A 14,005-nucleotide genomic window follows, 5' to 3' on the forward strand; every position below is an offset into this window, starting at 1 on the left:
ACAGTCCCGTTCCACATTGGATCACCAACCAGACCCGATCTCTGATCGTTCCCACGCTCCGCGTGGGAATGCCGCCATGGACGCTCTGCGTCCACTGTGACGCGGAGCGTCACGGTATGCATTCCCACGCAGAGCGTGGGAACGATCAGTATCCGGTTCAATAATCGAAGAACACGGTCTCGGCATCAGTGCCCTGCAGGATCACATTCCACTGATAGACACCCGCCGCATCCGGCTTCGCCAGCAACGTATCGCGGCGCTCGGCCGGTACGCATTCGAGCAGCGGATCATTGACGTTCGCCGGATCGCCCTCGAAATAAATCCGTGTCAGCAAGTGCTTCACCAGCCCGCGCGCAAACACCAGCACCACCAGATGCGGCGCCTGGGTCGTGCCTTTCAGGCCTTCGACCGTGCCCGGCTTGATGGTGGTGAAACGGAAGCGCCCATCGGCATCTACCGGCACCCGGCCGAAGCCTTCGAAATTCGGGTCGAGCGGTTTGGCCTGCTCGTCTTCCGGGTGATCGTATTTGCCGGCGGCGTTGGCCTGCCAGACTTCGAGCATGGCGTCGTTGACGACGTCGCCGTTGCCGTCCACCACTTGGCCGGTGATCGCCACGCGCTGACCGAGGGTCAGTTCGTTGGCCAGGTTTTCACGGTTCAGCCAGGTCAGGCCGATGTGGTAATACGGCCCGACGGTGTGGGACGTGGTCGCAGTCAGGGTCATCTCATTTCTCCATCGGCGTGGCTTCGCGGCCGCGCAGCACGATGTCCCAGCGATAAGCGAGGGCGTAGGACGGAATGGTTTTTTCCAGATCGAAAGCGGCGATCAGGCGTTCCTTGGCCGAGGTGTCCGGCACGCAGTTGTAGATCGGGTCGTAGGCCAGCAGCGGGTCGCCCGGGAAATACATTTGCGTGACCAGACGGGTCAGGATGCTCGGCCCGAACAGCGAGAAATGCACATGCGCCGGGCGCCAGGCGTTGTGGTGGTTGCCCCACGGATAGGCGCCGGGCTTGATGGTCTGGAACTGATACCAGCCGTCGGCGTCGGTCACGGTGCGACCGGTGCCGGTGAAATTCGGATCCAGCGGTGCATCGTGCAGGTCACGGGCATGGTTATAGCGACCGGCGGCGTTGGCCTGCCAGATCTCCACCAGAATCCCCGGCACCGGCAGACCGTCTTCGTCGAGCACACGCCCGTGAATGATGATCCGCTCGCCGAGCGGTTCGCCCTGATGCTGGGCAGTCAGATCGTTATCGGTGTCGGCCACACGCTCGGCGCCGATGGTCGGGCCGGTGATTTCCGACAGCGAATGCGGCAGAAACACCAGCGGCTTGGACGGCGAGCGCAGATTGGTGGATTGATAGGTCGGATGCAGGTACGGCGGCTGGGTGCCTTCCTGCGGGCGGCGGTAACCAGGCTTGTCAGTCATTTCGCTTTCCTCTGTTCTTTTTCGTCACGGCTTGCGTCAGACGCGTTCGATGGCCAGGGCCAGACCCTGGCCGACACCGACGCACATGGTCGCCAGACCTTTCTTGCCACCGGATTTTTCCAGCTGATGCAGCGCGGTCAGCACCAGTCGCGCACCGCTCATGCCCAACGGGTGGCCCAAGGCAATCGCGCCACCGTTCGGGTTGACCTGGGCCGCGTCGTCCGCCAGCCCCAACTCGCGTAATACCGCCAGACCCTGGCTGGCAAACGCTTCGTTGAGTTCGATCACATCGAAATCGCTGACCGCAACGCCGAGGCGTTCGGTGAGTTTGCGCACCGCCGGCACCGGGCCGATGCCCATCACCCGTGGCGCGACCCCGGCGCTGGCCATGCCGAGCACTTTGGCGCGAGCGGTCAGGCCGTGTTTTTTCACCGCTTCCGCCGAGGCCAGAATCAGCGCGGCGGCACCGTCATTCACGCCCGACGCGTTGCCTGCGGTGACGGTCTTGTCCGGGCCGTTGACCGGTTTCAGTCTGCTCAGCGCTTCAAGCGTGGTGTCGGCGCGTGGGTGTTCGTCCTGGCTGACCACGGTTTCACCCTTCTTGTGGGCGATCCGCACTTCGACGATTTCCTCGGCGAAGTAGCCGGCAGCCTGGGCAGCGGCCGTACGTTGCTGACTGCGCAGGGCGAAAGCGTCCTGATCCTCGCGGGAAATTTCGTAATCGTCGGCAACATTGTCAGCGGTCTGCGGCATCGCATCGACGCCGTACTGCGCCTTCATCAACGGGTTGATGAAACGCCAGCCGATGGTGGTGTCTTCCAGCTTCATGTTGCGCGAGAACGCCGCATCAGCCTTGCCCATCACGAACGGTGCGCGGGACATCGACTCGACGCCGCCGGCAATCGCCAGCTCCATTTCACCGCTGGCGATGGCGCGGAACGCGGTGCCGATGGCATCCATGCCCGACGCGCAGAGGCGATTGAGAGTGACGCCCGGCACGCTCTCCGGCAGACCGGCCAGCAGCAACGCCATGCGCGCCACGTTACGGTTGTCTTCGCCAGCCTGGTTGGCGCAGCCGAGGAATACCTCGTCGATGGCGCTCCAGTCCACCGACGGATTGCGTTCCATCAGGGCCTTGATCGGCACGGCGGCCAGGTCGTCGGCGCGAACCGCCGCCAGACCGCCACCGAAACGACCGATGGGGGTACGAATCGCATCGCAGATATAAACGTCACGCATCATGCTTCTCCCGGTGCCTGGCCGTGGGCAGCGGCCGTGCGCGCTTCGAGATCGCGCAGCGCAGTCAGTTCGACTTCTGTCGGTTCAGCGGTGGTTGCAACGCTGTCGGCAAAACGGATCGCCCAACCGGTGGCGGCGACCACTTGCTCGCGAGTCACGCCCGGGTGCAGTGCGGTGACCACGAACTCGTGGGTGCCCTCTTCCGGCTCCATGATGCACAGGTCGGTAATGATCCCGACCGGGCCGGCACCCGGCAGGCCCAGACGTTTGCGCGAATCGCCGCCCTCGCCATGGCCGACCGAGGTAATGAAATCGAGTTTGTCGACAAACGAACGCGCCGACTGTTTAAGGATGATCAGCACGCTTTTGGCGGAGCCGGCAATTTCCGGCGCGCCACCGGCACCCGGCAGGCGTACTTTCGGCTGGTGATAGTCGCCGACCACAGTGGTGTTGATGTTGCCAAAACGGTCGACCTGGGCTGCGCCGAGGAAACCGACGTCGATGCGCCCGCCCTGCAGCCAGTAGCGAAAAATCTCACCGGTCGGCACAACAGTGTCCGCGGTTTCTGCCAGTTCACCGTCACCGATCGACAGTGGCAATACGCTGGGTTTGGCGCCGATCGGGCCGGATTCGTAGATCAGCACTACGTCCGGCGACGAGGTCAGGCGCGCCAGGTTGGCGGCTTTCGACGGCAGGCCGATGCCGACGAAGCACACCGAGCCGTTCTGCAGGCGACGGGCCGCGGCAACGGTCATCATTTCATTGGTGGTGTAAGTCATTACTTGGCCTCCGAAGCAGCGGCCAACTTGGCCTGGAACTCGCTGAAGTCAGCGCAGCCATGGATGTATTCGTTGATCCACGCGGTAAACGTCTCACGGTCGCGGGCGATCGGATCCCACGCCTGATAGAAGCGGTTGTCACGTTCGGTGTAACCGTGGGCGTACGACGGATGCGCGCCACCGGGTACATGGCAGACCGCGCTCAATGCCCAGGTCGGCAGCACGCAGGCGTTCATCGGCGCGTTGAGGTTGTCGACGATTTCTTCGACGGTGACGATGCAGCGTTTGGCGGCCAGTGCGGCTTCTTTCTGCACACCGAGAATGCCCCACAGCAGCACGTTGCCCTGACGGTCGGCTTTCTGGGCGTGGATCACGGTCACGTCCGGGCGCACCGACGGCACCGCCGCCAGCACTTCACCGGTGAACGGGCAAGTCACGGACTTGATCAGCGGGTTGACCTTCGGCAGGTCGGAACCGGCGTAGGCTCGAAGCACCGCGAATGGCAGGCCGGAAGCGCCGGCGACGTAGGCGTTGGCCAGGTCGGCGTGGCTGTGTTCTTCGATTTCCAGCGCGTGCGGCCATTGCTTCTCGACCGCGTCGCGCAGACGGTGCAGCGAACCCACGCCAGGGTTGCCGCCCCAGGAGAAGATCAGCTTGCGTGCACAGCCGGCGCCGATCAGTTGGTCGTAGATCAGGTCAGGCGTCATCCGCACCAGGGTCAGATCTTTCTTGCCCTGACGAATGATTTCATGACCCGCCGCCGTAGGGATCAGGTGAGTGAAGCCTTCGAGCGCGACGGTATCGCCGTCGTTGACGAATTGCTTCACCGCGTCGTGCAGCGAAAGGATCTCAGCCATGGAGCGGGCTCCCGTTTTTGTAATGAATCGCCAGTGAATAAAAAGGCGCGAGGTTCTGCGCCGGAGTCACTGAAGATTAAGCCGCTGATTTTCGCCAAACAATCCGATAATCGACTGAGTGTTCGTTTATCGAACAGATTGTTATCTGCCTAATGATCACTCCCGCACCGCGTGCGGGAGAGCCGCTGATCGTTCCCACGCTCTGCGTGGGAATGCAGCCCGGGACGCTCCGCGTCCCTTCCGAAACCGAACGCGGAGCAACCTCTGCGGCCAGTTCGACGCGGGAACGATCCTGCAATGAAACTCAGGTCGCGTCCGCGTGACTGACCAGACCCTTGATCACCACTGCTGCCGTGGCCAGGCCCGCCGGAATCACCAGCGCCGTCAGCACCTGTTCGAAATTCCAGCCCAAACCCAGCAGGGTCGCGCCCATCCACGCCCCAAGAATCGCGCCGAAACGGCCGATCCCGAGCATCCACGACACACCCGTCGCCCGGCCCTGAGTCGGATAAAACCGCGCCGCCAGCGACGGCATCGCTGATTGAGCACCGTTGACGCACATGCCCGCCACCAGCACCAGCGTCGCCAGCAGCGTGATATTGCCCAGGCTCTGCCCCACGGCGTAGGCGAACACCCCGGCCAGCAGGTAGAAAATGCCGATGACCTTGTGCGGATTGAAGCGGTCCATCGCCCAGCCTACGCCGACCGCACTCAACACCCCGCCGAACTGGAACAACGCGCCGATGAAAGCGGCCTGCTCCATGCTCGCGCCGCTGTCGCGCATCAGGGTCGGCAGCCAGCTGGTCAGCAGGTAAACAATCACCAGGCCCATGAAGTAGGTCAGCCACAGCAGCAACGTGCCGACGCTGTAGGTACCGGAGAAAATCACCGCGAACACATTGCGCGCTTTGACGGTTTTCTGTTCCGGCACACTGAAACTCGCAGCCTGAGCGACTATGGCCGGGTCAATGGGGGCGAGGGTCTGGCGCACTTTGTCGGTGCCGCGATTGCGCACCACCAGATAACGTGCCGATTCCGGCAGCCAGAGCAGCAGCACCACGGTGAGGATCAGCGGCAGGATCCCGCCGATCAGCAACAGACTGTGCCAGCCAAACGCAGGAATCAGCTTGGCCGAGATGAATCCACCGCCGGCCATGCCCAGGTTGAAGCCGCAGAACATGCTGGTCACCAGCAATGACTTCTTGCGCTCCGGGGTGTATTCCGACAACAGCGTGGTGGCGTTCGGCATCCCCGCGCCCAGTCCCAGACCGGTGAGGAAACGCAGTACCAGCAGTTGATCGACGTTGGTGGCGTAGGCCGAAGCCAGGCTGAAGGCGCCGAACAGAAATACCGCGCCGACCAGTACGACTTTTCGCCCGAAGCGGTCAGCCAGCGGACCGGAGCCCAGCGCGCCGAAGACCATGCCGATCAGCGCGGCACTCATCACCGGGCCGAGGCTGGCGCGGTCGATGCCCCAGTCCTGGGACAGGGCCGGCGCGATAAAACCCATGGCCGCGGTGTCGAGGCCATCGAGGAACACAATCAGGAAACACAGAATCACCACGCGCCATTGATAGCGCGAGATCGGTTGGGCATTGATGAAGGACTGCACGTCGAGGCAGTGACCTACAGCGGACTGAGGCTGGTTCATTATTTTTATTCCACGCAAGAAAACGCAGTCGAACGGCGGCCGGCCAGAGAGCGGCACGGTCACAACTATATAAGGAAGAAATCAGGCGTTGCGCTAATACCGGCAACAGGAACGGGAGCGGCGACAGTCGGGGAACGTGCGCATGGGAAGTTGCCTCTTGTCATTATTATGGGAGTCGACAATCCGGCGGGCTCATTCACATTCGCGCCGGATGACGCTGCCGCGACATTAATGATCCGGGGGTTTTAGCGTCAATTCGATAAACGCAACTCTGTGCGTTTATCGAACAGCTTCATCAGGCGAACAACTGCGCACTGAGGTCGCGGCTGGCGCTCAACAGGCCGGGCAGAAAGCGCTGCTCCAGCTCGGTGCGGCTGACGCGACCGGCGTGGGTGCTGACGTTGAGCGCGGCCACCACCTGGCCGGAAGCGTCGTACACCGGCACGGCGATCGAACGCAGGCCCTGCTCCAGTTCCTGATCGACAATGCACCAGCCTTGCTGCCGGACTTCCTGCAGACATTCGAGCAGGGCGTCAGGGGTGTGAATCGTGCGGCTGGTCTTGGCCACCAGTTCGGCGTGGTCGAGATATTCGCGCAGCGAGGTGTCGTCGAGCGCCGCCAGCAGAATCCGCCCCATGGACGTGCAATACGCCGGCAAGCGCCCGCCCACCGAGAGGTCAACCGAAATCAGACGCTGAGTGGTGGCCGAACGGGCGATGTAGAGAATGTCGTCGCCTTCCAGCGTGGCCATATTGCAGGCCTCATGCAGTTGCTCGCTCATGCGGTCGAGGTACGGCTGGGCAGAGACCGCCAACGGCGTCGAAGACAGATAGGCGTGGCCGAGGGTCAGCACTTTCGGCAGAAGCGAATACGTACGCCCGTCGGTGGTGGCGTAGCCGAGCTTGATCAGTGTGTGCAGGCAACGGCGCACGGCGGCGCGGGGAATTTCCGTACGGTGGCTGATCTGGGCGATGGTCAGGTGGCGCTTGCGCTCCTGGAACGCCTGTACTACCGCCAGGCCACGGGCCAGGGAGGTCATGAAATCCGGATCACCGGTCAGGGCCTGGATACGCTTGGCCGGCGAAGCGACGATCGGCGGCGCTACCGAGGTGAAGGAATTGCGCATTTGATCGTTCATGTCGGGTCCTTTTTTCTTGTTCGGATCAACGGCTATACAAACGGCTCGCCGGCGGTTACACAAGCGACAGACCGCCAACACCGGGCGATTATCGAACCGTCGACCGATAATCGCAATCATCCTCTCCTCTTTGGCTGGGGCTGTGCAGAGCGGATTTGAACTAGGGAAGCCTGCGGAATTTAAGCGCCTTAGTTGTTCGACTAAATGGCGCCAGAAACCAAACACTGCGCAACAACGATGCAACTATCGATGAAAGTTGTACGTCACAAAACAATCACACATCCGGAACCGTTTTTAGTTTGGCAAAGATAGTCAATCCCGATTCGGCCGCTATAATGCACCTCAGCGACACCGCGCTTTTTTTGCAGACGGTGTCGCTCGCTGGCGCGATGTCCATCGCCGCCAGCCCCGGCCAGCGCCTGATGCTCATTACTCATGCACCGCCAGCGCGCTCGCTGAAACAGGAAACTGATGCTGCGTCAGTTTTAATCTGGTGCCGTAGCCGCCTGCAACATGGAAGTCCTGACCGCTTCCCGACAATAGCGCTGCCTGCACAGGCAAGCGCTTGTTGGCGAACCGGTTAAATGATCCGTTGCAGTGCGTTCACCAGACATTTATCTCAACTCATACAGGTAGCACTGTGACGAAAGACGAACTGCGCGCGGAACTTGAGCGCCAGGAACAACGTTACAAGGAAGTTTACGGCGGGGAAGTCACCACCTACGCCGCCCAGCCCGAACCAGAACGCAAAGCCTGGCGTAAACGCCCTACCGTTCAGGATCAGGTCTTCCAGCAAGAACTGAAAAAAATGGAAGAGGAACTCAAAGCCGAAGAGCCTTGAAGCCGTCCCTTCCATCTTTCGAGGGTAAGCGTACTCACCGGGTTACGAGCACGGTGGACTGACGATGCCTTGCGCGCCCGCTACCCGCGGGCAGCGGCCAACTCCCCTGTATTGCACAGGTTTGGAGCATGTCAGACGTGTTTCCAAGATATTTCATACAAGCTTCTGGCCCCTCCCGACAACCGGCCAACCCACCGGCTCTTCACGTTTTTCTTAACTTAATCAATGACTTGCAAAACCGCGTAAAAAGCTGGGGTAATGCCCTCTGATACAAATTAATTCGTTGAAGAATGTTACCGATGAGCAGGTAGGGGATCGATTTCCAGTCTTTTCTGGCATAATCGCGCCCCCTTATGACCGGGTCAGAAAACCTTCATGATCGATTTATTCAGCGGACTGGATGCCTGGGTGCTTGTGAGCCTCCTGCTCGCCCTGACATTTGTCCTCGCCTTCGAGTTCATCAATGGATTTCATGACACCGCTAACGCGGTAGCCACTGTTATCTACACCAAAGCGATGCCGCCTCACCTGGCGGTGTTCTTCTCGGGCGTGTTCAACTTCCTCGGCGTATTGCTGGGCGGCGTTGGCGTGGCGTATGCCATCGTGCACCTGCTGCCGGTAGAACTGTTGATCAACGTGAACACCGGCCATGGTCTGGCAATGGTGTTCTCGCTGCTCGCCGCCGCGATCGCCTGGAACCTGGGCACCTGGTACTTCGGTATCCCGGCCTCCAGTTCGCACACACTGATCGGCTCGATCCTCGGTGTCGGCCTGGCCAACGCCCTGATCAACGAAATCCCATTGGCCGACGGGGTCAACTGGCAGAAAGCGATCGACATTGGCGCCTCGCTGGTGTTCTCGCCGATGGCCGGCTTCCTGATCGCCGCACTGGTGCTGATCGGCCTGAAATGGTGGCGCCCGCTGTCGAAGATGCACAAGACGCCGGAACAGCGCCGCAAGATCGACGACAAGAAGCACCCACCGTTCTGGAACCGTCTGGTCCTGGTGATCTCGGCCATGGCCGTGAGCTTCGTGCACGGCTCCAACGACGGCCAGAAAGGTATCGGCCTGATCATGCTGGTACTGATCGGTATCGTGCCTGCGCAGTTCGTACTCGACCTGAACAGCACTACCTACCAGATCGAACGCACTCGCGACGCGACCCTGCACCTGAGCCAGTTCTACAAGCGCAACGCCGATACCCTGGGCGAATTCCTGGCCCTGGGCAAAAGCGTGGAAGGCGACCTGCCGGAGAAATTCCGTTGCAACCCGCAACAGACCGAACCGACCATCGCCGCCCTGCTCGACACGCTCAAAGGTGTAGCTGACTACCACTCGCTGTCCGCTGAAAGCCGCATCGAAGTGCGTCGCTACCTGCTCTGCCTGGACGACACCGCGAAGAAAGTCAGCAAACTGCCAGGCCTCGCCGCTCGTGAAAAAGCCGACCTGGACAAACTGCGCAAAGACCTGACCACCACCACCGAATACGCCCCGTTCTGGGTGATTCTGGCGGTAGCGCTGGCCCTGGGCCTGGGCACCATGGTCGGTTGGAAACGCGTGGTACTGACCATCGGTGAGAAGATCGGCAAGCAAGGCATGACCTATTCCCAAGGCATGTCGGCCCAGATCACCACCGCCAGCCTGATCGGCATGGCCAACATCTTCAGCCTGCCGGTGTCCACCACCCACGTCCTCTCCTCGGGCGTGGCCGGCACCATGGTCGCCAACAAAAGCGGCCTGCAAGGCGGCACGGTGAAAACCATCCTGCTGGCCTGGGTCCTGACCCTGCCGGCCACCGTGGCCCTGTCGGCCGGCCTGTTCTGGCTGGCGTCGAAGGCGCTGGGGAGCTGATAGACCGCTGTAATGAAGAAGGCGTGATTCGAAAGGATCACGCCTTTTTTGTTGCCTTCAGAAATGGGACGCAGAGCGTCCCGGGCTGCATTCCCACGCGGAGCGTGGGAACGATCAAAAGCAAAAGCAGTCGCTTTCCGCTTTCCGCTCCTCACCACTCAACACGATGAGCGTTAGCTCGAGTACCGCTTTTGACGTGCCGGCCCCATCGGAAGGCTGAGTGGAGGGATTGATCCGGGGGTGGGAGCGCAGCGACCGTTTGGCGGAGCCAAACACATCGAGAGGAGGTGCAGCGAAGCAAACCGTAGGCGATGCCCCCGGATAAATCCCGGAACGAAGGAACGCCGAGCCACAGCGAGGCGCCGAACGCCGGGGCCCAGCGTTTTGGTTACTTTGGGGCGTTTGCCAAAGTGACCCGCCGTAAGGGCGGAACCCTAAGAAGCCGTTACCGCAGCATCGGATATTCACCCCAAACAACCCAAAGCATGGTCGGCCCAAAGGCCGCCAAGAAGACAAAAAAAAGGGCAACCGAAGTTGCCCAAAATGCCTTGCGTGCTCATCAAACCCGGAAGAATCAAGGCTTCTTGCGCTTGTTCGCATCCTTCCAGATAAAAAATCCAAACCCTGCAAAAAACAGAACCATCAGGCCCACAGTCAGGACCCCGGCAAACACCACGTTATCGAAAAACATGACTGGCCTCCTGGCCCCTGCTCTGCTGCGATGGAGCTAAGTTAACCAATCAGGCAGGCGCAGGAATTGACCGGGATCAATGCCGGTCAATACGCAGAAGAAAGGAGGGAAAATAACTGACCTGCATCAACGGATGCAGAGGAGATCAACGCTTTTTCGGTTTGTTTTTCGGCTTTTTCTTCGGTTTACCCAAAGGCATGGCCTGCTCGAAAGCCTGGCGAACTTCATTCAGGCGCTTCTCGTTGAGGTCATGCACCCGCTTGGCGCGTTCGGTGTTGAGGTCAATCAGCTTGTCGTCTTGGCTCATGGCGTTCGGTGCATCGCTTGGACTGAATCACAACTGCCGGATCTCCGACAGGACTGCGCCAATAATGCGGCCTGACGCAAGCGCTGACCAGCCACTGACCTGAACGCTCTACAACAATTCATGTACCGCCCACCGGATTTGCCCGCACAATCGGCACCTCGCCCTGAACCCGAAGGATCTGCGCCGTGCCCCTGCATCAGGATCTGCCACCGCTGATGGCCTTGCGCGCCTTCGAGGCCGTGGCCCGCCATTTGAGTTTCATCAAGGCTGCCGATGAGCTGTCGGTGACCCAAAGCGCGATCAGCCATCAGGTGCACAAACTCGAAGAATTCCTCGATCAGCGACTGTTCGTGCGCCGCACCCGGGCGATTGATCTGACACCCGCCGGCGAACATTACTACCGGCAGATCGAACCGGCCCTCGCCGCGATTGCCGCCGCCACCCTCCACCTGCGCGGCGAACGCCCCACCAACCTGCGCATCGGTCTGCTCGCCTCTTTCGCCACTTTATGGCTGGCGCCGCGTCTGGCGGATTTCAACGCGAAATACCCGAACATCCATGTCGAACTGCTGCCCGCCGTGCAACTGGCCGACGTCGACGCGGGCGAGGTGGATCTGGCGATCCGCTACGGCAAGGGCGGCTGGCCGAAAGTCCAGGCCCGCCGGTTCATGGGCGAAACCCTGATGCCGGTATGCAGCCCGGCCTTCAAGGCCAAGGGCGTGAGCAACGGACCGTTGCTGATGGCCAAATCGCGCCAGCCGTTCGAATGGATCGACTGGCAGCAAAACAGCGGCATCGATCTGACTCATGTGCCCAGCGTCATGCTGCACGACTACAACATCGTCGTCGAAGCGGCCGTCGCTGGTCAGGGCATTGCCATGGGCCGGCAACGAATGATCGAACGGCGGATCAAGGACGGCGCGTTGGTGCCAGCCTTCGACACGCCGCCGATGCTCGGCGAGATCGGTTTTTGGCTGGTCACCCCGCAACGCCCGCTCACGTCGCCAGCGCAATGTTTCTGCCAATGGTTAGAGGCCACCGCGAACGCATGAGTTTTTTGGATGCGTCGGATTAAATCTATCCGTTTGTCGCCCTCCGCTCGCGCCAACATGCTGAAGCCCTCACTCAGGAGGACTTCCCATGACCGATTCCCTCAGCCAACGCGTTCAACAACTCGGCCTGCGCCTGCCCGAACCGAGCCAGCCGATCGCCAATTACGTCAACCATGTGCTCAGCCAGAATCAGTTGTTCATCTCCGGGCAGATTCCATTGCTCGACGGCAAACCTGCGTTCATCGGGCGTCTGGGCGAAGCGATTTCCGACGAGGAAGGAGTTAAAGCCGCTGAACTGGCTGCCCTGGGCCTGCTCGCCCAGTTGAGCCATGCACTGGGCGATGACCTGTCGAAACTGGTGCGCATCCTGCGCCTCGGGGTGTTCGTGGCCGCCACGCCGGACTTCAAGGCTCAGGGCGCCGTCGCCAACGGCGCCTCGAACCTGCTGGTCAACGCCCTCGGCGACAAGGGCCGACACGTGCGCACCGCGGTCGGCGTGGCGAGCCTGCCGGCCGGCGTTGCGGTGGAAATCGACGCGATCTTCGAGCTCAAGCCGTGAATATCGACGACATCCTGCGTCTGCGCACCGCCACACCTGGCTGCGCTCAGTTGATCCACTTCAACCACGCCGGCGCTTCCTTACCGAGCCAGGCCACCCTCGACGCGGTGATCGAACAGTTGCAACGCGAAGCGCTCGGCGGGCCGATGGAAGCGGCGGACAACCGGGTACAGGAACGCGCGCGCAACGCGGCCGCCGCCCTGCTCAACGCTGAACCCGAGGATGTTGCCTTCGCCAGCAGCGGCTCGGCGGCCTGGAGCCAGGCGTTCAACGCGCTGGGGCCGTGGCAGCCCGGCGAGCGGATTCTGGTGGGTCGCCATGAATGGGCCGGCAATCTGGCGTGCATGGCCGAAGCAGTGAAGGCCGGCGCGCGGCTCGAAGTGATTCCTTGTAACGCCCACGGGGCAGTCGACCCGCAAGCCCTGGCGCAGATGATCGACGGCCAGGTCCGCCTGATCGCCCTGACCTGGCTGCCGGCCAACGGTGGCCTGATCAACCCCGCCGCGCAGATCGGCAGTGTGGCGCGGCGTCACGGCATCCCTTATTTCATCGATGCCGGTCAGGCGCTGGGGCAGTTGCCTTGCGATGTTCAAGACTTGCAGTGCGACGTGCTCAAGGGTGCCGGACGCAAGTTCCTGCGCGGGCCGCGCGGCACGGCGTTGATGTACATCCGGCAGCAATTTCTGCAACGGCTGCTCCCCGTGCAACGCGATGTATTGTCGGCGCCGTGGGACGGCAAGCGCTTTACCCTGCGTGACGACGCCCGCCGCTTTGAAACCAGCGAGGTGTCGCTGGCGCTGCTGGCCGGGCTGGCCAATGCGCTGGAGGAGCACAATCGCCTCGGCGCGTTCGCGATCCGCCAACGCATCGCACACCTGAGCAATGGACTGCGCCAACGCCTGAAGGCGATTCCCGGCCTGACGCTGCGGAATCTTGGCGCGGCCAATCAACAATCCGGGCTGATCGCCTTCACGCTGGAAGGCTGGGACAGTGTGGCGCTCAAACAGACATTGGCCGAACGACGAATCAACATCGGCGCCAATGGCGTGGCCTACACGCCGCTGGACATGCAGGCGCGCGGGCTGACGAATATCGCGCGGGTCTCGGTGAGTTACTTGAACACACAAGAAGAGATCGACGTGCTGCTGGAAAATCTGATGGAGCTGGCAACCCGGCCTCAGATTTCGATGTCGACCCAAAGCCCCTGACGTGGCTGATCTTCCATCAGCGGCGCCACCGGAACGGTGTTGTCGGCATTCAATTCGGTGCCGGGCACGGCAAGGTGCGCTTCCGGGTCGTCGTCGGCTTCGCGGCGCCGGCGATCGCGCTCCTGCTGGCGGCGCTGCTCTTCGCGCAGCAGATAGCCGTCCTCTTCCGGGTCGCGCTTTTGCAGGTCGATGGTGCTTTCGTTGGAGCTTTCCTGCACCGGCACCACAGGGGGAATATCCGGTCGCTGGCGGATCGGATCCTGCTGGGAGGTGATCGGCACGGCGCTCAGGGGGAGCATCGGTGGCAGCATATGAAGGTCTCCTGTCAGCAGGTTATCGGCGGCGCCAAGGGTGCCTTGAGCCATCGGTCGCAAACTTGTGACCGGTTTGGCACTCAGGGGT

General features: G+C 61.6%; 16 protein-coding genes. 5 read left to right on the plus strand and 11 right to left on the minus strand.

The features are described 5' to 3' along the window. Positions 1 to 157: 157 nt before the first annotated feature. The 8 genes from pcaG to ACTJK7_RS09420 all read right to left on the minus strand — a co-directional run bounded on the left by pcaG (position 158) and on the right by ACTJK7_RS09420 (position 7,524). Positions 158 to 724, minus strand: coding sequence for a protocatechuate 3,4-dioxygenase subunit alpha (gene pcaG / locus ACTJK7_RS09385; protein ID WP_011332821.1), 567 nt, complete (start codon positions 722 to 724; stop codon positions 158 to 160). A gap of 1 nt (position 725) precedes the next feature. Further along, the gene (gene pcaH / locus ACTJK7_RS09390; protein ID WP_011332820.1) at positions 726 to 1,430 is read right to left on the minus strand and encodes a protocatechuate 3,4-dioxygenase subunit beta; all 705 of its coding nucleotides are present in this window, start codon (positions 1,428 to 1,430) and stop codon (positions 726 to 728) included. Positions 1,431 to 1,466: 36 nt separating this feature from the next. After that, positions 1,467 to 2,672, minus strand: coding sequence for a 3-oxoadipyl-CoA thiolase (gene pcaF / locus ACTJK7_RS09395; RefSeq protein WP_323150785.1), 1,206 nt, complete (start codon positions 2,670 to 2,672; stop codon positions 1,467 to 1,469). Beyond that, positions 2,669 to 3,448, minus strand: a complete 780-nt coding sequence (locus ACTJK7_RS09400) for a CoA-transferase subunit beta (RefSeq protein WP_236196120.1) — start codon at positions 3,446 to 3,448, stop codon at positions 2,669 to 2,671. Before ACTJK7_RS09400 ends, pcaF begins: the two co-directional genes overlap by 4 nt. Beyond that, a complete protein-coding gene (locus ACTJK7_RS09405) occupies positions 3,448 to 4,305 on the minus strand; it encodes a CoA transferase subunit A (RefSeq protein WP_003222404.1) in 858 nt (285 codons plus the stop codon). Before ACTJK7_RS09405 ends, ACTJK7_RS09400 begins: the two co-directional genes overlap by 1 nt. Before the next feature lie 304 nt (positions 4,306 to 4,609). Continuing rightward, positions 4,610 to 5,956: an MFS transporter gene (locus tag ACTJK7_RS09410; RefSeq protein WP_323150784.1), complete on the minus strand. Its 1,347-nt coding sequence runs from the start codon at positions 5,954 to 5,956 to the stop codon at positions 4,610 to 4,612. Between the two features lie 295 nt (positions 5,957 to 6,251). After that, positions 6,252 to 7,094, minus strand: a complete 843-nt coding sequence (gene pcaR / locus ACTJK7_RS09415; RefSeq protein WP_007917109.1) for a pca regulon transcriptional regulator PcaR — start codon at positions 7,092 to 7,094, stop codon at positions 6,252 to 6,254. Positions 7,095 to 7,368: 274 nt separating this feature from the next. Continuing rightward, positions 7,369 to 7,524: a hypothetical protein gene (locus ACTJK7_RS09420; protein WP_170929005.1), complete on the minus strand. Its 156-nt coding sequence runs from the start codon at positions 7,522 to 7,524 to the stop codon at positions 7,369 to 7,371. 210 nt (positions 7,525 to 7,734) lie between these two features. On the opposite strand from ACTJK7_RS09420, the gene ACTJK7_RS09425 reads away from it, so the two are divergent. Both ACTJK7_RS09425 and ACTJK7_RS09430 read left to right on the plus strand, forming a co-directional pair. Beyond that, positions 7,735 to 7,935, plus strand: a complete 201-nt coding sequence (locus ACTJK7_RS09425; protein ID WP_007957826.1) for a hypothetical protein — start codon at positions 7,735 to 7,737, stop codon at positions 7,933 to 7,935. A gap of 375 nt (positions 7,936 to 8,310) precedes the next feature. After that, the gene (locus tag ACTJK7_RS09430; protein ID WP_011332813.1) at positions 8,311 to 9,786 is read left to right on the plus strand and encodes an inorganic phosphate transporter; all 1,476 of its coding nucleotides are present in this window, start codon (positions 8,311 to 8,313) and stop codon (positions 9,784 to 9,786) included. Between the two features lie 574 nt (positions 9,787 to 10,360). Here ACTJK7_RS09430 and ccoM read toward each other — a convergent pair. Both ccoM and ACTJK7_RS09440 read right to left on the minus strand, forming a co-directional pair. Then, positions 10,361 to 10,477 carry a cytochrome c oxidase subunit CcoM gene (ccoM, locus tag ACTJK7_RS09435; RefSeq protein ID WP_007959205.1) on the minus strand — a complete coding sequence of 39 codons (117 nt, stop codon included), beginning with the start codon at positions 10,475 to 10,477 and terminating at the stop codon, positions 10,361 to 10,363. Between the two features lie 145 nt (positions 10,478 to 10,622). After that, positions 10,623 to 10,784, minus strand: a complete 162-nt coding sequence (locus tag ACTJK7_RS09440; protein ID WP_007959203.1) for a hypothetical protein — start codon at positions 10,782 to 10,784, stop codon at positions 10,623 to 10,625. A 185-nt stretch (positions 10,785 to 10,969) separates the two neighbouring features. Here ACTJK7_RS09440 and ACTJK7_RS09445 point away from each other — a divergent pair, with 185 nt between their 5' ends. The 3 genes from ACTJK7_RS09445 to ACTJK7_RS09455 all read left to right on the plus strand — a co-directional run bounded on the left by ACTJK7_RS09445 (position 10,970) and on the right by ACTJK7_RS09455 (position 13,603). Next, complete coding sequence (locus tag ACTJK7_RS09445; RefSeq protein ID WP_440780745.1) at positions 10,970 to 11,836, plus strand: LysR substrate-binding domain-containing protein; 867 nt, start codon at positions 10,970 to 10,972, stop codon at positions 11,834 to 11,836. A gap of 88 nt (positions 11,837 to 11,924) precedes the next feature. After that, positions 11,925 to 12,395, plus strand: a complete 471-nt coding sequence (locus ACTJK7_RS09450) for a RidA family protein (protein ID WP_108559926.1) — start codon at positions 11,925 to 11,927, stop codon at positions 12,393 to 12,395. Next, on the plus strand, positions 12,392 to 13,603 hold the full coding sequence (locus ACTJK7_RS09455; RefSeq protein WP_108559924.1) for an aminotransferase class V-fold PLP-dependent enzyme: 1,212 nt from the start codon (positions 12,392 to 12,394) through the stop codon (positions 13,601 to 13,603). Before ACTJK7_RS09450 ends, ACTJK7_RS09455 begins: the two co-directional genes overlap by 4 nt. On the opposite strand, the gene ACTJK7_RS09460 is transcribed toward ACTJK7_RS09455, so the two are convergent. Further along, positions 13,573 to 13,914 (minus strand): hypothetical protein, encoded by a 342-nt coding sequence (locus tag ACTJK7_RS09460; RefSeq protein WP_007959194.1) that lies wholly within the window; start codon positions 13,912 to 13,914, stop codon positions 13,573 to 13,575. The two genes, ACTJK7_RS09455 and ACTJK7_RS09460, sit on opposite strands and share 31 nt — an antisense overlap. Between the last annotated feature and the right edge of the window lie 91 nt (positions 13,915 to 14,005).

The sequence above is a fragment of the Pseudomonas sp. 22085 genome (assembly GCF_052045815.1).
GTDB classification, from domain to species: Bacteria; Pseudomonadota; Gammaproteobacteria; order Pseudomonadales; family Pseudomonadaceae; genus Aquipseudomonas; species Aquipseudomonas glycinae.